The organism is Pararhizobium sp. P1_E7, assembly GCF_056405855.1.
Genome location: NZ_JBFUBH010000006.1, coordinates 115,207 through 130,192, shown reverse-complemented (window position 1 = coordinate 130,192; position 14,986 = coordinate 115,207). Strand labels below are relative to the sequence as shown.

The 14,986-nt window shown below is 59.7% G+C and carries 19 protein-coding genes; 14 read left to right on the top strand and 5 right to left on the bottom strand.

The window, feature by feature from the left end:
• Window positions 1-107 precede the first annotated feature (107 nt).
• The 5 genes from mutY to AC1D17_RS09255 all read left to right on the top strand — a co-directional run bounded on the left by mutY (window position 108) and on the right by AC1D17_RS09255 (window position 4,179).
• On the top strand, window positions 108-1,199 hold the full coding sequence (gene mutY / locus AC1D17_RS09275) for an A/G-specific adenine glycosylase (protein WP_477565113.1): 1,092 nt from the start codon (window positions 108-110) through the stop codon (window positions 1,197-1,199).
• 11 nt (window positions 1,200-1,210) lie between these two features.
• Window positions 1,211-1,828, top strand: a complete 618-nt coding sequence (locus AC1D17_RS09270; RefSeq protein WP_477565112.1) for an HAD family hydrolase — start codon at window positions 1,211-1,213, stop codon at window positions 1,826-1,828.
• An 8-nt stretch (window positions 1,829-1,836) separates the two neighbouring features.
• A complete protein-coding gene (locus AC1D17_RS09265; RefSeq protein ID WP_477565111.1) occupies window positions 1,837-2,193 on the top strand; it encodes a nuclear transport factor 2 family protein in 357 nt (118 codons plus the stop codon).
• Between the two features lie 121 nt (window positions 2,194-2,314).
• Window positions 2,315-3,415 carry a calcium-binding protein gene (locus AC1D17_RS09260; RefSeq protein WP_477565110.1) on the top strand — a complete coding sequence of 367 codons (1,101 nt, stop codon included), beginning with the start codon at window positions 2,315-2,317 and terminating at the stop codon, window positions 3,413-3,415.
• A gap of 563 nt (window positions 3,416-3,978) precedes the next feature.
• Entirely contained in the window at window positions 3,979-4,179 is a 201-nt protein-coding gene (locus tag AC1D17_RS09255; RefSeq protein WP_477565109.1) for a hypothetical protein, read from the top strand.
• 158 nt (window positions 4,180-4,337) lie between these two features.
• Here AC1D17_RS09255 and AC1D17_RS09250 read toward each other — a convergent pair whose 3' ends face one another.
• Window positions 4,338-5,468: a site-specific DNA-methyltransferase gene (locus tag AC1D17_RS09250; protein WP_264222091.1), complete on the bottom strand. Its 1,131-nt coding sequence runs from the start codon at window positions 5,466-5,468 to the stop codon at window positions 4,338-4,340.
• Between the two features lie 142 nt (window positions 5,469-5,610).
• Here AC1D17_RS09250 and AC1D17_RS09245 point away from each other — a divergent pair, with 142 nt between their 5' ends.
• Both AC1D17_RS09245 and AC1D17_RS09240 read left to right on the top strand, forming a co-directional pair.
• Window positions 5,611-5,907, top strand: coding sequence for a nucleotidyltransferase family protein (locus AC1D17_RS09245; protein ID WP_477565259.1), 297 nt, complete (start codon window positions 5,611-5,613; stop codon window positions 5,905-5,907).
• Window positions 5,908-5,939: 32 nt separating this feature from the next.
• The gene (locus AC1D17_RS09240; protein ID WP_477565108.1) at window positions 5,940-6,254 is read left to right on the top strand and encodes a HepT-like ribonuclease domain-containing protein; all 315 of its coding nucleotides are present in this window, start codon (window positions 5,940-5,942) and stop codon (window positions 6,252-6,254) included.
• A gap of 86 nt (window positions 6,255-6,340) precedes the next feature.
• Here AC1D17_RS09240 and AC1D17_RS09235 read toward each other — a convergent pair whose 3' ends face one another.
• Together AC1D17_RS09235 and AC1D17_RS09230 are read right to left on the bottom strand one after the other, a co-directional pair.
• Window positions 6,341-6,706, bottom strand: a complete 366-nt coding sequence (locus AC1D17_RS09235; protein ID WP_477565107.1) for an antibiotic biosynthesis monooxygenase family protein — start codon at window positions 6,704-6,706, stop codon at window positions 6,341-6,343.
• Complete coding sequence (locus tag AC1D17_RS09230; protein ID WP_477565106.1) at window positions 6,703-7,047, bottom strand: NIPSNAP family protein; 345 nt, start codon at window positions 7,045-7,047, stop codon at window positions 6,703-6,705. The genes AC1D17_RS09235 and AC1D17_RS09230 overlap by 4 nt, the downstream gene beginning before the upstream one ends.
• A gap of 95 nt (window positions 7,048-7,142) precedes the next feature.
• Between AC1D17_RS09230 and AC1D17_RS09225 the strand changes: the two genes are divergently transcribed.
• Window positions 7,143-7,871, top strand: a complete 729-nt coding sequence (locus AC1D17_RS09225) for an ArsR/SmtB family transcription factor (RefSeq protein WP_477565105.1) — start codon at window positions 7,143-7,145, stop codon at window positions 7,869-7,871.
• On the opposite strand, the gene AC1D17_RS09220 is transcribed toward AC1D17_RS09225, so the two are convergent.
• Window positions 7,830-8,261, bottom strand: coding sequence for a DUF1284 domain-containing protein (locus AC1D17_RS09220; protein WP_477565104.1), 432 nt, complete (start codon window positions 8,259-8,261; stop codon window positions 7,830-7,832). The genes AC1D17_RS09225 and AC1D17_RS09220 overlap by 42 nt on opposite strands.
• Before the next feature lie 225 nt (window positions 8,262-8,486).
• Between AC1D17_RS09220 and AC1D17_RS09215 the strand changes: the two genes are divergently transcribed.
• The 4 genes from AC1D17_RS09215 to AC1D17_RS09200 all read left to right on the top strand — a co-directional run bounded on the left by AC1D17_RS09215 (window position 8,487) and on the right by AC1D17_RS09200 (window position 11,138).
• A complete protein-coding gene (locus AC1D17_RS09215; protein WP_477565103.1) occupies window positions 8,487-9,602 on the top strand; it encodes an NAD(P)/FAD-dependent oxidoreductase in 1,116 nt (371 codons plus the stop codon).
• A 57-nt stretch (window positions 9,603-9,659) separates the two neighbouring features.
• Window positions 9,660-10,355: an HAD family hydrolase gene (locus AC1D17_RS09210; protein ID WP_477565102.1), complete on the top strand. Its 696-nt coding sequence runs from the start codon at window positions 9,660-9,662 to the stop codon at window positions 10,353-10,355.
• Window positions 10,356-10,461: 106 nt separating this feature from the next.
• Complete coding sequence (locus AC1D17_RS09205) at window positions 10,462-10,890, top strand: putative toxin-antitoxin system toxin component, PIN family (RefSeq protein WP_477565101.1); 429 nt, start codon at window positions 10,462-10,464, stop codon at window positions 10,888-10,890.
• A 2-nt stretch (window positions 10,891-10,892) separates the two neighbouring features.
• Complete coding sequence (locus AC1D17_RS09200; RefSeq protein ID WP_477565100.1) at window positions 10,893-11,138, top strand: hypothetical protein; 246 nt, start codon at window positions 10,893-10,895, stop codon at window positions 11,136-11,138.
• A 168-nt stretch (window positions 11,139-11,306) separates the two neighbouring features.
• Here the strand turns inward: AC1D17_RS09200 and AC1D17_RS09195 are convergent, their stop codons facing one another.
• A complete protein-coding gene (locus AC1D17_RS09195) occupies window positions 11,307-11,855 on the bottom strand; it encodes a hypothetical protein (RefSeq protein WP_477565099.1) in 549 nt (182 codons plus the stop codon).
• A 322-nt stretch (window positions 11,856-12,177) separates the two neighbouring features.
• On the opposite strand from AC1D17_RS09195, the gene thrC reads away from it, so the two are divergent.
• Both thrC and AC1D17_RS09185 read left to right on the top strand, forming a co-directional pair.
• Window positions 12,178-13,584 carry a threonine synthase gene (thrC, locus tag AC1D17_RS09190; protein WP_477565098.1) on the top strand — a complete coding sequence of 469 codons (1,407 nt, stop codon included), beginning with the start codon at window positions 12,178-12,180 and terminating at the stop codon, window positions 13,582-13,584.
• Window positions 13,585-13,600: 16 nt separating this feature from the next.
• Window positions 13,601-14,902 carry a M16 family metallopeptidase gene (locus AC1D17_RS09185; protein WP_477565097.1) on the top strand — a complete coding sequence of 434 codons (1,302 nt, stop codon included), beginning with the start codon at window positions 13,601-13,603 and terminating at the stop codon, window positions 14,900-14,902.
• Window positions 14,903-14,986: the final 84 nt, after the last annotated feature.

Sequence of the window (14,986 nt, the reverse complement as noted above, 5' to 3'; positions counted from 1 at the left end):
GATGCTTTCGCATCGTGCAAGAGCCTGGGCGCCGCCGGAAATGAAGAGAAGCCGACCGATCCCTGATATGAACCCAGCCAACCTTCCGGCAAATGATGCAGCAGACAATGACACCGGCCGATGCGGCCAAACGGCTTCTTACCTGGTACGACCGGCATCATCGCGACCTGCCCTGGCGCGTCTCGCCGCCGATGGCGAGGGACGGCGTGGCCGCAGACCCCTATCACGTCTGGCTGTCGGAAGTGATGCTGCAGCAGACCACCGTGCAGGCGGTCAAACCCTATTTCCACAAGTTCCTGTCGCTCTGGCCGAAGGTGAGCGACCTCGCATCGGCCGATACCGAAGAGGTGATGAAGGCCTGGGCCGGTCTTGGCTACTACGCCCGCGCCCGCAACCTGAAGAAATGCGCCGAAGCCGTCGCGCGCGACCATTCCGGCGTGTTTCCCGATACCGAGGCCGGATTGAAGGCATTGCCGGGGATCGGCGACTATACCGCGGCGGCCGTCTCGGCCATTGCCTTCAACCGGCAGAGCGCCGTGCTCGACGGCAATGTCGAGCGGGTGATTTCGCGACTCTACGCGATTGAAACGCCGCTACCTGCAGCCAAGCCGCAGATGCGGGCGCTGGTGGCAGAGATGACGCCGGAGGACCGCCCGGGCGATTTTGCGCAAGGGATGATGGATCTCGGTGCGACGATCTGCACGCCGAAACGGCCGGCCTGCGCGCTCTGTCCGCTGAACGACGCCTGCCTGGCCTTGAAGACGGCCGATCCGGAGACCTTTCCACGCAAGGCGCCGAAAAAGGACAAACCGCTGCGTGTCGGCGCCGCCTTCGTCGCCAGCGCAGCCGACGGCGCCGTCTATCTGCAGAAACGCGGCGAAACCGGCCTGCTCGGCGGCATGACGGAAGTGCCGGGCACGCCATGGACCTCGCGCATCGACGGCGACAACACAATTTCAGCCCAGCCTTTTGCCGCACCGTGGGAACCCTGCGGAACAATCACGCATGTTTTTACGCATTTTGAGTTGCACTTGTCGGTCTATCGGGCCAAGGTCGCCACCCAGAACAAAACAGGAAACGGCTGGTGGGAACCGCTTGCCTCTCTCAAGGCTCAGGCCCTGCCGACCGTCATGAAAAAAGCAATCGCCCAGGCTATACCGCACGCTTTCAAAGATGGCGACAACAGCCTGGGGAACTGAGGAAATACCCGATGAGCAGCGTCGAAATCCGTCACATCGTCTTCGACATCGGCAAGGTGCTGATTCACTACGATCCGCATATTCCGTTCTCGCGAATCATTCCCGACGAAGCCGAGCGCAAGTGGTTCTTCGCCAATGTCTGCACCCATGACTGGAACATCGAGCAGGACCGCGGCCGCGGCTGGCGCGAGGCCGAAGAGCTGTTGATCTCTGAGCATCCGGCGCATGCGGACAGTATCCGCGCTTTCCGCAAATGCTGGCACGAGATGGTGCCGCATGCCTATGTCGAGTGCGTTTCGATCATGGAAAGCCTGATCGCCAAGGGCTATGACGTCACCCTGCTGACCAATTTTGCCTCCGACACATTCAAGGAAGCACAAAAGTTGTATCCCTTCCTGACCCTGCCGCGCGGCGTAACGGTTTCAGGCGACACCCGGCTGATCAAGCCGGATGTGGCGATCTATGAGACCCATGCCAAATCCTTCGGGCTCGATCCGGCCGCGACACTGTTCATCGACGACAGCATGGCCAATGTCGAGGGCGCCCGTGCCGCCGGATGGCATGCCGTGCATTTCACCGATCCGCAGACGCTGCAATCCGATCTTCTGGCCTATGGGCTGGCGGTATGAGGACGGGGATGCCCTTCGACCCCGCCGCCGCGACCGAGCGTTTTCATGCCATGATCGGCGATCTTGATTTTGCTGCCATCGAAGATTTCCTCGCCGATGATGCAACCTATTCTTCCGGCAAGATCGGCGGGCTGAAGGGACGCGCCGATATCATGGCGGCGTTCCGGCGTTATTTTGCCGAGTACCCCGACCAGGTTGCCGAAGACAGCCTTGTCGAACCCCTGTCCCCGTTCGCGGCCCGGGCCGTCTGGCGCCTGAGCGCCACCAGCGCCTTAACCGGCAAGCCTCTTGTCCGCCGGGGCGAGGAAACCATCACCTTCAACGATCAGGGCAAAATCGTCAGTGTCGATGTCACCGATTTCTGACATCAAAAGCCCTTTTTGAAACCACCAAAGCGCCGCAATTGGTTCAGCTGTCGTTCACCTTATCGGCTGCATGATCAGCCTCGAAATTCAGATACGCAACTTACCGAAAGGCCGCGTTTCCATGGCAAGAATTATTATTGATGGCACCAATAGCAACAATTACATTGTCCAGAGCGATTACAGTACACGTCCCGTGGATATCTACGGCTATGGCGGCAACGACACCATCTACCTGAACGTCACCAGCAGCTATGGCGGCGACAATTATGTCGATGCCGGCACAGGCAACGACAAGGTCGTCAATTATTTCGAAGGCGGCAACGACATCTACCTCGGTTACGGCGACGATCTCTATATTGCGGACATTCGCGCTGGCGACAGCAACGACTATGACATCGTTCGCGGCGGCTATGGCAACGACCGTTTTGAGGTCGATACGGAAGCCAGCAAATATTACGGCGATGCCGATAACGATACCTTCCTGTCGGTCGGCGTCGATAACTATTTCAACGGCGGCAGCGGTACCGACACGATCAGCTACCGGTTGCAGGACGACTATGCCTCGCAGCGCGGCAAGGGCGTCACCATCGACCTTGGCGCGCAGTGGGCTTCCACAACGAGCGGTCACAAGGAAACCCTGATCAGCATCGAGAATGCCATTGGCACCAACTCGGGCCATGACGACATTACCGGCAGCTCGGGCCGCAATATCCTGCAGGGTCTTGGCGGAAACGACATTCTTTACGGCCTCGGCGGCAATGACGACCTTTATGGCGGCGCCGGCAATGACGATCTCTACGGCGGCACCGGCGACGACGATCTGGTGGGCGGCTCGGGCGATGACGACCTGGTGGGCGGTTCCGGCGTCGATTATCTCGTTGGCGGTTCCGGCTTCGATTTCCTCAGCGGCGGCTCGGGTGCCGATATCTTCGACTTCAACTCTGTCGGCGAATCAGTCATCGGCAGCAGGCGCGATATCATCAATGATTTCCACCGTTCGGAATTCGACGTCGTGGACCTGAAGTCGATCGACGCCAATGAAAACAGCATTGGCAACCAGACGTTCAAATTCATCGGTGGCCTGTCGTTCCATGGTACCGCAGGCGAACTGCGGTTCAGCGGCGGCGTGATCTCCGGCGATACCGACGGCGACGGCTATTCCGACTTCCAGATCAAGATGAACGGCGTCACCAAGATGTATGCCGACGATTTCGTTCTGTAAGCCTGCGGGATTAGACAGCAAGCAGGAAGGAGTTCCGCCCCGGCGGCGCTCCTTTCTTTTTGACCGGCACAAACAGAAACGCCCAAGATCATCGCTGATCCTGGGCGTTTAAGTCTTCGTCCGGGACTGAAGGTACGAAACCGGACGAAAACTATCTCTGAACCGGGCGGCCTTCGCCGCGCCGTCAAGCAATCTACGGGCTTGCCCGCGCGCCTCGCGTGGTTGATCACACGGTCGTCCTGCCTGGCGGTCAGACTACGGCGGGATGGTTAAATTGTTCTAAAAGGCGCGCATGCCCGGCGTATTTTCAACGGCTGGATGGCATCGGCAAACGGCACTGGCGAATGCTTTCTCAAAACCGGCGCGGCCGACGATTGTCAGCTGCGCACGGAACCTCGTTCTTGCATCCCGCAATCAAGCCGGGCACATAGGTTTTGAATGCCCGCATGCGATGATTCTCGACCGAACCAGCCGCTGTCCGCAGACGCTTAAAAAATTCGTCACATTCCGAAATTTGTTTTTCAGGAACTCGTTCCCGTCGGCAGACAGGAAAGGCAGACCATATGAACGGGAATACCGGGATTCCGCAAAAATCCACCCTCGGGCAACAGGGCCCGGAGAATAATTTCGAAAGCCCTGCCCGGTGGATCATTCACTGCATCTGCTGCGAAGAGCCGGTCGAGCCGTGGCAGACCACCGGCTATCAGTTCGGCTATTGCAGCCACTGTTTCGATGTCCTGATGGAACCGGCGGAGAAATCCTAAGACATAATTCCTTAAACCGGAATCGGGTCACGTCCTGTGGCGTCATAAAGAACGCGCGGCGCTGCAAGGCAGCGCTAGATCTGACCGGCCTTAACGTGCAAACGCCGCGCATCCCCATCGAGAGCGCGGCGTTTGGCATTCATCCGCCCTTCGGCTGATCAGTTGATCTTGGCCATGTCGCTGCGAATGACGGCACGCAGTTCGTCGATCGGCTTCAGCGATGTACCGTCGTCGTAGTGCCAGAAGGTCCAGCCGTTGCAGGCGTCCAACCCTTGCACCTTGGCGCCGAGGCGGTGGATCGAGCCGGCGTCGCCGCCGCTGGCAATCGTACCGTCGGCGCGCACGATGGCGCTGTAGCGGCGGCGGGCATCGGTCAGCACCGTGCCGGGCTTGATCATGCCGCTTTCGATCAGCGTGTTGAAGGCGACGCGCGGCTCGGCCTTCTTGCCGGTCATCACCGACAGCATCGCCTTGCCGAGCGGTTCGACCGCGGCGATCCGTTCGGATGCGGCATCGATATAGCTCTGCTCGCGCTCGATGCCGACGAAGTGGCGGCCGAGGCGCTTGGCGACGGCACCGGTGGTGCCGGAACCGAAGAATGGATCGAGCACCACGTCGCCCGGCTTGGTCGAGGCCATCAGGATGCGGGCAAGCAGCGCTTCCGGCTTCTGGGTCGGATGCACCTTCTTGCCGTCGTCGCCCTTCAGGCGCTCGCCGCCCGAGCAGATCGGAAACAGCCAGTCGGAACGCATCTGCACGTCGTCATTGGACGCCTTCAAGGCATCGTAGTTGAACGTATAACCCTTGCCCTTGGCGCTGGGGCTTGCCCAGATCAGGGTCTCGTGGGCGTTCTGGAACCGGCGGCCCTTGAAATTCGGCATCGGATTGGTCTTGCGCCAGATGATGTCGTTGAGGATCCAGAAGTTCAGGTCCTGCAAGGTCGCGCCGACGCGGAAGATATTGTGGTAGGAGCCGATGACCCAGAGCGTTCCGGTGGGTTTAAGCACGCGGCGGCAGGCAAGCAGCCAGGCGCGGGTAAAGGCGTCGTATGCCTCGAAGGAGACGAACTGGTCCCATTCGTCATCGACCGCATCGACCAGCGACTGGTCGGGACGATGCAGCGAGCCACCGAGCTGGAGGTTGTACGGCGGGTCGGCGAAGACCACATCGACGGAGTTGTCGGGAAGCGCCTCAAGAGCGGCGACGCAATCGCCCTTGATGATGGAATCGAGCCAGCCTGCAGGGCTGACGCCGCGGGAGATTTCGGCCAACGAAACAACTGATGACATGGACTCGCACCTACGCTTACTCGGAACTGATTTCAGCCCTTATGGTTACCGAACTTGGTTACCAAATGCTGAAGGGCATGGAAAATTTGCGAAATGATACAGGAGGATGGAAACTCTGCCACCGATGCGATATCTTGCTTTCATGGACCGAAGCGACGCCATAGCAAGACTACGCGAGCGAGCCGACACCGTCCGTGGGATGGGGGCCACCGCGCTCTATCTTTTCGGCTCGACAGTTCGAGACACGGCGTCTCCCAACAGCGACCTCGACCTATTCATCGACTATGATCAAAAAAGCCGATTTAACGCCTTTGACCTGATCGGCATTAAACTTTTTTTGGAAACTGAGTTAGCTATGCCGGTTGACATCACAACCCGGGACGGGCTGCATCCGGTTCTGAAATCTGAGATCGAACAATCCGCCTTGCAGGTTTTTTGATGGCACGGGAGTTCCGCCATGCGCTTGGCGATATGCTTGATGCCATTACCGGCATCGAGCGGGCGATCGCCGGCAAAACATTCGAGGACTATCAGGCCGATTGGCTTCTGAAACACGCCGTACAACGGGCGATAGAAATCATATCAGAGGCAAGCCGGGCCCTCCCCGACGACGTCAAGGACATCCGACGGGAAATTCCCTGGCCGCAGGTCCGGACGATTGGCAACGTGCTGCGGCACGAATATCACGGGCTGTCTGATAGGATCATTTGGGGCGTAGTTATCGACGAACTGCCCGCCCTGAAAGCTGCAATCGTGGCGTTGAACAAAAAATTCAGCACCCCGTAGTTTCCGCTATCGAGCCAGCAGTGCACTTTCACCCAGAGAGGGCAGCTGAAGGGTGGCCCTTGTCGGACAGTTCCCCATTGTCATGCCTATCGTTCCTGTCCTTTCGTCATGGCATGAAACTCCCGGCTATCTTCCGGCGCCTCGTCCCGTTCCCGCATGCCGTAATCACGGATAACGCCGGCGATGCGCAGGCGGTAATCGGCGAAGGTGCCGTTGCGGCCGGCTTGTTGAGCTGCCCGATGTTCCGGGCCGTTGCGCCACGTGGCGATCGCCGCCTCGTCGCGCCAGAACGACAAGGACAGGATCTTGCCCGGCATCTTCAGACTTTCGAATCGCTCGATCGACACAAAGCCGTCGATCTTGTCGAGTTTGGCGTGAAGCTGGGCAGCGAGATCAAGGTAGGTGCTGCGCCGGCCATAGACCGGCGTCACCTCGAAGATGACGGCGATCACGACGCGGCCCCGCCGATGGGCTGCCCCTTTGCATGCGGCGCAGAAATGTTCTTCAGGAAAATCCGGTCTTCCTTGAGGATGAAGCGCTCCTTCCTGGCGAATTCGTAGTTTTCGATGCCGAGCGGATCGGCGGCAAGATTTGCGCGGTAGACCTCGTAGGCGGCGAGATTTTCGATGTTGTAGGCGGCATAGGCTGTCGTGGCCGAGCCTTCATGCGGGCCGAAATAACCGATCAGGTCGGCGCCGTTGCGCGGGATCACTTGCCCCCAGTTGCGGGCATAGGTGGCGAATTCCTCGCGCTTGAACGGATCGATCTCGTAGCGGATGAAGCAGGTGATCATCGTCTTTTCCTGTCAGTCGAGCCGGGCCGTCGTGGCCTGGCGATGATCCTTTTTGCCATCTTGAATGCGCGCAATGCTTCGGTTACGGTCGAAGTATGAAAGAAGGACCGGACATTGCCCAGATCGGATCGCTGATTGGCGACCCCGCCCGCGCCAACATGCTGACCGCGCTCACAGGCGGCAAGGCGCTGACGGCGACGGAGCTTGCCGGAACGGCGGGGATCACGCTGCAGACGGCCAGTTCTCATCTGTCGAAGCTGGAGGCCGGCGGCCTGATCACGCAGCGCAAGCAGGGGCGGCACCGCTATTTCACCCTTGCCGACGACGATGTCGGCCTGATGATCGAGGGACTGATGGGTTTTGCCGCCTATCGCGGCTTCACCCGCCATCGTACCGGCCCCAAGGACCCGGCGCTGCGCAAGGCCCGCGTCTGCTACAATCACCTGGCGGGTGACTATGGCGTGCGCATGCTCGATAGTCTGGTCGCAGAGGAAGTGATTGCCGGCGTCGGCGACAAGCTGCAATTGACGCCGTCAGGCGAAGGCAAGATGACGGCGCTCGGCATCGACCTTCCGGCGCTGGTGAAATCCAGACGCCCGGTCTGCCGCGCCTGCCTCGACTGGAGCGAACGCCGCTCGCATCTGTCAGGGTCGCTCGGCCAGGCGCTTTTGACCCTCTTCCTCGACAAGGGCTGGGCCAGGCGCGAACCCGACAGCCGCGCCGTGCGCTTTACCGGCACCGGCGAAAAAGAATTCGCCAGGCTGTTCCCCCTGCCCGCACCGTCAACCGTCGAGCGGCACGACCAGCACACCGTCGAAGCCTGAAGCGGCAATGCCGGTGCACAGCGGCGACCATTCACAGCGGGCACAGCCCTCGCGGATTGAGCCTGCGGAGAAAGCCTCACGCATGCTCTTCAGAAAATCCGTGTCCGGACGGATCGAAGCCCCCGGGCCGGCGGACACCTTGAGCAAAGCCTCGACCGCCTGCCTCGCTTTCAAATCCCGCTCCGTCACGCTGTCGCACAGACAGTGATGGTCAGCCTCGCCAAGCATCGGCGCGCACACATCGTCCGGCCCTTCGACCACAAGAATATCCTCGCCCGTGGACAGGCGGGCGGCGATGCGGATGTAATTTTCGGTAAACGCCTGCGTGTACCCCCGGCCGACGAAGGTCAGCATGCAGAGGAGGTGATGCGGGCGCAGTCGGACGGTCATGGGAACCTTATAGGAACAATAGAAATGCGACGCTATACGACCAAGGCTAACTGCGGCAAGCTATGCCCCTTGCGGACATGAGGCTCGCCTAATTCGGGGACTTCGTGCAACAGAAGGCGGTGCATACTAACCGTTTTACGTCATTTTCAGGTTCTCTGTCACGTCATCGTCGTACACGATGCCTACCGACCACACGACCACTTCCGCTCACTTTGAGGCCATTCCATGAGATTGCACCGACCACGCATCGTTGTCATCGGTGCAGGTATAATCGGTTCGGCCATCACCTATAACCTTGCCATTCGCGGCGCGAACGTCTTGCTGCTAGATGAAGGGCCGAAACCGGGTTCCGGCGTCACAGGTCGCGCCTTTGGTTGGGTCAACGTTATTAATGGCACACCCGGCCATGCCAGCTACGCGCTTTGGCGCGAGGCCGTTGCCGAGTATCAGCTGCTGAAAGCTGCCTTGCCGGAAGCTTTGTCCGATGCCCGCTCTGGTTCGCTGACATGGAGAGCGACACCACTAGAGACCGAGCAACTTGCCGATCTCCATAAGCGCGCCGGTGAGGACGTCGAATTGTTGAAACGGAGTGTCATTGCCGAATGGGAACCGCATCTGCGCCGGGTGCCGGAATGCGCGGTCTTCTCACGCAGTGATCTCGCTCTCGAGCCGAAACGACTGGCTGGAACCTATGTCGCCGCCGCTCTTGCCGCGGGTGCCTCGGCCCGCTTTGATGAAAAGGCCGTCGCCATCGAGACCGCAAACGGTCGGGTAACCGGCATCCGGGTTTCGGATGGCACCCTCAAGGCCGACGTCATTGTGACAGCAGCTGGAAGCGCCACCAATGTGCTTGTGGGCGAGCTCGGTATCGATACTGGGATTGAGACTTCTCCAGCGTTACTCCTCCGCTATGCCTGCAGCATGCCTGTCGTTAGCCGCATCCTGCGTGGACCGCGTCTGGAAGTTCGCCAAGCCCGCGACAACACGCTTCTCGTCGCAAAATCCTATGTCGAAAACGGTGCAGAGAATGGCCCGCAGGCGATTGGAGAGCGGACATTGGCAGTGATGAAGGACGAGTTGGATTTGCCTGACAACGTTATGCTGGCAAGCGCTGAGGTCGGCGACCGTCCGATCTTCGCTGACGGCTTGCCGCGCCTTGGTTTTTTGCCACAGGTGCACGGTCTTTATGTCGCGGCGGGCCACCCCGGCGTCATTCTAGCGCCGCTAATCGGTCGCCTCACCGCAGAGGAAATAGTCGACGGACGGAGGACCGCACTTATACCCGGTCCCCAAGCTACGCCGCCCCTTCCCGCATACCAGCTTCCCGCTTCGTGTGGTTGAGCTTTCGGGCCGCATCGTGTACATGGCCACCATCTCCCCCCCAAGGACACTCCCGGCATGACCAGCATTGATCTCATCATCTTCGACTGCGACGGCGTTCTCGTCGATTCGGAAATCATCGCCAGCGAGGTCGAAGCCGAGCTTCTGACCGAGGCCGGTTATCCGATCAGCACGGAGGAAATGGCCGAGCGTTTCGCCGGCATGACCTGGCACAACACCCTGCTTGCCATCGAGAAAGAATCCGACATTCCGCTTTCGGCAACCCTGCTCACCAAGCACGAGGCCATCCTCGACAAGCGGCTGGCCAGCGACGTTGAGATCATCGACGGCGTCAAGCCGATGCTGGCGCAACTCAAGCTGCCGCATTGCATCTGCTCGAACTCGACCTCGGCGCGCCTTGCCATGATGCTCGCCAAGGTCGGCATCAAGGATCATTTCGGCAAGCATATCTATTCCGCCCGCGATCTCGGCGAAGACAAGGTCAAGCCGAAGCCGGACATTTTCCTGCACGGCGCCAAGCAGTTCGGCGCCGATCCGTCGCGCGTCCTGGTGATCGAGGATTCCGTCCACGGCATCCATGGCGCCATCGCGGCCGGCATGCGCGTCGTCGGCTTCACCGGCGCTTCGCACAGTTATCCCTCGCATGCCGACAAGCTGACTGAAGCGGGCGCGGAAACTGTCATCTCGCGCATGAGTGCACTGCCGGGTGTTATCGCGGCACTGTCTGAATGGTCTGAAGCGCTGACGGCCTAACTTAGCGCATCGCTTTGCACCGGATGGGCAATTGTCCAGCACGGCCGCCTCTGATCCATCTCTGGGGTCGCTTGACACGATATCGCATGTGATATCAGAATGAGGCATGATCGTCGTTGATGCTAATGTCATGCTTTCGGCTTTCCGATCATCGAATGGAGCATCGCATCACCTTGTTCGCAAGATGATTGGCGGAGACGTCCTATTTTCTGTCTCACCCGCAGTTGCGCTTGAGTATGAGGACGTATTGAAACGCCCCGGGATTTTAGGTGAAAATGCGTGGCTCAGTCATGATGAAATCGATGCCGTTCTCGATGCCGTTTTCAGTCGAGCGAGATTAGTATCTCCTTGGTTTCGATTCAGGCCATTTCTGAACGATCCCAAAGACGACCTATATATAGAATGCGCTCTTGCCGCCAATGCGGACACCATAGTGAGCAGCGACAGGCATTTTCAGCATCCGGCGCTCGAGGCGTTCGGATTGAAAGTCGTCAGAGCAGGAGAATTCGTCGCTGAGTTGACGAGAAGGAGATGAACATGAGCACATATCCATTGCGACTTGCAGATCACGTGATGGAGGAAGCTAAACAGGTCGCAGCTGAAGACAATGTATCGCTGAACCAGTTGCTATCGGCGTTCATAGCCGATGGAATTGGGCATCGCCGGGCGATCATGAACCTGAAGAAGCGAGCTGATCGCGGAAACGCGGATGCTGCTCTCGCTATCCTTGATCGGGCTCCGAATGTGAAACCCGATCCTGGTGATGAACTCGTGGAAGACTGACGGCGAAGAGGTAGAGAGGCACATCCCGGAAATCGGCTTTCCAGCCGCCGTGAGAAACCGGGCGAAGCAAAATCCCCGTGCGCCTTGTAAGGCACCTCAGATTGCGCCGGACATAAAAAACCGGCACGAAACCATCGCGCCGGCCCTTCGCTCAGCAGCAAATCCCGCTTATTTCTTCTTCTTGACCGGACCTTCGTCGAAGCCGACATAGATCTTGGCGAAATCGCCGGCGCCGCCGGGCAGCGCGATATCGGTTTTGGTGAAGATGAACTGGGCGGAACCAGTACCGGACTGGACCTCGACCGGATATTGCGTCAATTCCGAATAGAGCGTGTTCTTGCCGTCGGTCGCAGCCACGCGGATCGGCAGATTGACCGTTCCAGCACCTCCGGCCGGGCCCGAAACCACGCGGCCCTGGACGACCACCGTCATCACCAGCTGGCTTTCGTTCTGGACGCACTGGCGGGTCGTGTCGGCGAGCGACGCCTGGTAGACGATCTTGGTCGGATCGTCCTTGGCGCCCTTGGCATAGGTGCGATAATTGGCGGTCCCATCGAGCAGATAGACCTGCGGGCAGGTTCCCTGGATGACGGCGGGCGTCGGGGCTGCCGCACTTCCGCCGGCGTCGATCGCGCCGCCGGTATCGGTTTTGTTGCAGCCCGCGATGAGCACGAGAAGTGAAATTCCGAGAAGACGGCTGGAGATTTTACCAAACACCTGAATTGACCCTCTGCCTTGCACGATGGATGCCGCCGGGCGTGACTGACCGCAAAATGAGGTATTTTTCGGTTTTCCGCCCCTGCAACTTGAGCCTTTCAAGACCCTTGGCGATGGTCTATAGCAGCGACGCATTGAAAAATCGATTGGAACCTGCCGCCGGAACGCCAATTTTTCAGGACGCGCTGGAATGGCCGGTTACAGACGAAAAGCCGATATTTCCGTCAGCTTTGCCAAGGGTTGACGCAAAGAGAACCGCGGTTGCCACCCGGTTCGAATAGGGTGCTGTTCAATTTCCGCGGCAGCAAACAGACGACGAAGGATGGTCACGGTGAAGTATATCTCGACGCGGGGCGAAGCCCCTTCGCTGGGTTTTTGCGATGCGCTTCTGGCGGGCCTTGGCCGCGACGGCGGGCTCTATGTTCCCAACAAGTGGCCAAGCTTTTCCAAGAAGGAAATCCGGGCGATGCGCGGACAATCCTACCAGGAGATCGCCTTTACGGTTCTCACCCCGTTCATCGACGGTGAAATCCCCGACAGCAAGTTCCGCGCGATGATCGATGAAGCCTATGGCACGTTCCGTCATCCGGCCATCGCCCCGATTGTCCAGACCGGCCCGAACGCCTTCATCATGGAGCTTTTCCACGGCTCGACGCTGGCCTTCAAGGATGTGGCGATGCAGTTGCTCGGCCGGCTGATGGACTATGTGCTCACCGAGCGCAACGAGCGCGCAACGATCGTCGGCGCCACATCGGGCGATACCGGCGGTGCGGCGATCGACGCCTTTGCCGGGCGTGACCGCACCGACATCTTCATCCTGTTTCCGCATGGCAAGGTGTCTCCCGTGCAGCAGCGCCAGATGACCACGTCCAAGGCAGCCAACGTCCATGCGCTGGCGATCAACGGCAATTTCGACGATTGCCAGAGCCTCGTCAAAGAGATGTTCAACGACGTTGCCTTCCGCGACGGCGTGGCGCTGTCCGGCGTCAACTCGATCAACTGGGCCCGCATCATGGCCCAGATCGTCTACTATTTCACAACGGCGCTGGCGCTCGGCGGCCCGGACCGGAAAATCTCCTTCACGGTCCCCACCGGCAATTTCGGCGATATCTTCGCTGGCTATGTGGCAAGGCAGATGGGTCTGCCGATCGACAAGCTGGTCGTTGCCACCAACGAGAACGACATTCTCGCCCGCACGCTGCAGACCGGCCGCTACGAGATGCGCGACGTCAAGGCGACCACCTCGCCGTCGATGGACATCCAGATTTCTTCCAACTTCGAACGGCTGCTGTTTGAGGCCTATGACCGCGACGCCTCCAAGGTGCGCGGCGCCATGGCCAGCCTGAAACAGTCCGGCTCCTTCGAGATCGAGGAGGATGCGCTCAAGTCCATCCGCAAGGTGTTCCGGGCGGGCCGCGCCACCGAAAAGGATGTGGCCAAGACCATCGCCAAGACGCTGGAGACCACCGGCTATCTGCTCGACCCGCATACGGCGATCGGCGTCTTCGTTGCCAACAAGCATGAAACCTTAAGCGTGCCCATGGTGACGCTGGCCACCGCCCATCCGGCGAAATTCCCGGCCGCAGTAAAATCGGCCAGTGGTATTGACCCGGCGCTTCCAACGTGGCTTGCTGATCTGATGGTCAGGGAGGAGCGTTTCGACATTCTTGACGCCGAGCTGAAAGCCGTCGAAACCTTTATCGACGCTCGTGCCCGCATCCGGAAATAAGGACGCAGAAAGACGTATGATGAAAGTTGAGTGCACCCGGCTCCAATCCGGGTTGACGGTCGTCACCGAGAATATGCCGCACCTTGAAAGCGTGGCGCTCGGGGTCTGGATCAAATCCGGTTCACGCGATGAAACCACGGACGAGCACGGCATTGCCCATCTGCTGGAACATATGGCGTTCAAGGGCACCGCACGGCGAACAGCCAGGCAGATCGCCGAACAGATCGAAAATGTCGGCGGCGAAGTCAACGCCGCGACATCGACGGAAACCACCTCCTATTACGCCCGCATTCTAGAGGACGATGTTCCGCTCGCTGTCGACATCCTCGCCGACATCCTGACGGAATCTTCCTTCGACGAGGAAGAACTGCAGCGCGAAAAGCAGGTCATCCTGCAGGAAATCGGCGCTGCCAACGACACGCCTGACGACGTCGTCTTCGACAAATTCGCCGAAACCGCCTTTGCCAACCAGACGATCGGCCGCCCGATCCTCGGCACGCCGGATACGGTTTTATCCTTTACGCCCGAACAGATCCGCACCTATCTCGACCGCAACTACACCACCGACCGCATGTTCGTCGTCGGTGCAGGCGCTCTCGATCATGATAGCTTTGTGCGACAGGTTGAAGACCGTTTCTCCAGCCTGCCGCAAAAACCGGCGGCGTCCCCCGTCGCCGATGCCGCCCACTATACCGGTGGCGACGTGCGCGAGGATCGCGACCTGATGGACGCGCAGGTGCTGCTCGGTTTCGAGGGCAAGGCCTATCACGCCCGCGATTTTTACTGTTCGCAGATCCTTGCCAATATCCTCGGTGGCGGCATGTCGTCCCGGCTGTTCCAGGAAGTGCGCGAGCATCGCGGACTGTGCTATTCGGTTTATGCCTTCCATTGGGGCTTTTCCGACACCGGCATCTTCGGCGTTCACGCGGCAACCGGTGGCGAAAACCTGCCGGAACTGATGCCCGTCATCATCGACGAGCTGCGCAAGTCGTCGATGAACATCGAACAGCAGGAAATCGACCGCGCCCGCGCCCAGATCCGTGCCCAGCTTCTGATGGGACAGGAAAGCCCCGCCGCCCGCGCCGGCCAGATTGCCCGGCAGATGATGCTGTACGGCCGCCCGATCCCCAACGAGGAGCTGATGGAACGCCTGTCCGGCATCACCATCGAACGCCTCACCGATCTTGCCGGCCGGCTGTTCTTTGATACCGTCCCGACGCTGTCGGCGATCGGCCCGGTCGAAAAGCTGGCGCCGATGGGCGATATTCTCGGTGCGCTTTCCAACAAGGCTGTCCGGGCTCGGGCTGCCAACGGCTAAGTCTTTTCTGATGAGCGACCTCCAGGCGTTCGTCGAGCGCCTGGCACTCTCGCATATGGTATCACCCCATCCACTGCGGAGGCA

Excerpts from the sequence above, each read along its gene's own strand:
- mutY (WP_477565113.1), top strand. The coding sequence starts at position 108 with ATGACACCGGCCGATGCGGCCAAACGGCTTCTTACCTGGTACGACCGG.
- AC1D17_RS09270 (WP_477565112.1), top strand. The coding sequence starts at position 1,211 with ATGAGCAGCGTCGAAATCCGTCACATCGTCTTCGACATCGGCAAGGTG.
- AC1D17_RS09265 (WP_477565111.1), top strand. The coding sequence starts at position 1,837 with ATGCCCTTCGACCCCGCCGCCGCGACCGAGCGTTTTCATGCCATGATC.
- AC1D17_RS09260 (WP_477565110.1), top strand. The coding sequence starts at position 2,315 with ATGGCAAGAATTATTATTGATGGCACCAATAGCAACAATTACATTGTC.
- AC1D17_RS09255 (WP_477565109.1), top strand. The coding sequence starts at position 3,979 with ATGAACGGGAATACCGGGATTCCGCAAAAATCCACCCTCGGGCAACAG.
- AC1D17_RS09250 (WP_264222091.1), bottom strand. The coding sequence starts at position 5,468 with ATGTCATCAGTTGTTTCGTTGGCCGAAATCTCCCGCGGCGTCAGCCCT.
- AC1D17_RS09245 (WP_477565259.1), top strand. The coding sequence starts at position 5,611 with ATGGACCGAAGCGACGCCATAGCAAGACTACGCGAGCGAGCCGACACC.
- AC1D17_RS09240 (WP_477565108.1), top strand. The coding sequence starts at position 5,940 with ATGCTTGATGCCATTACCGGCATCGAGCGGGCGATCGCCGGCAAAACA.
- AC1D17_RS09230 (WP_477565106.1), bottom strand. The coding sequence starts at position 7,047 with ATGATCACCTGCTTCATCCGCTACGAGATCGATCCGTTCAAGCGCGAG.
- AC1D17_RS09225 (WP_477565105.1), top strand. The coding sequence starts at position 7,143 with ATGAAAGAAGGACCGGACATTGCCCAGATCGGATCGCTGATTGGCGAC.
- AC1D17_RS09220 (WP_477565104.1), bottom strand. The coding sequence starts at position 8,261 with ATGACCGTCCGACTGCGCCCGCATCACCTCCTCTGCATGCTGACCTTC.
- AC1D17_RS09215 (WP_477565103.1), top strand. The coding sequence starts at position 8,487 with ATGAGATTGCACCGACCACGCATCGTTGTCATCGGTGCAGGTATAATC.
- AC1D17_RS09210 (WP_477565102.1), top strand. The coding sequence starts at position 9,660 with ATGACCAGCATTGATCTCATCATCTTCGACTGCGACGGCGTTCTCGTC.
- AC1D17_RS09205 (WP_477565101.1), top strand. The coding sequence starts at position 10,462 with ATGATCGTCGTTGATGCTAATGTCATGCTTTCGGCTTTCCGATCATCG.
- AC1D17_RS09200 (WP_477565100.1), top strand. The coding sequence starts at position 10,893 with ATGAGCACATATCCATTGCGACTTGCAGATCACGTGATGGAGGAAGCT.
- thrC (WP_477565098.1), top strand. The coding sequence starts at position 12,178 with ATGGTCACGGTGAAGTATATCTCGACGCGGGGCGAAGCCCCTTCGCTG.
- AC1D17_RS09185 (WP_477565097.1), top strand. The coding sequence starts at position 13,601 with ATGATGAAAGTTGAGTGCACCCGGCTCCAATCCGGGTTGACGGTCGTC.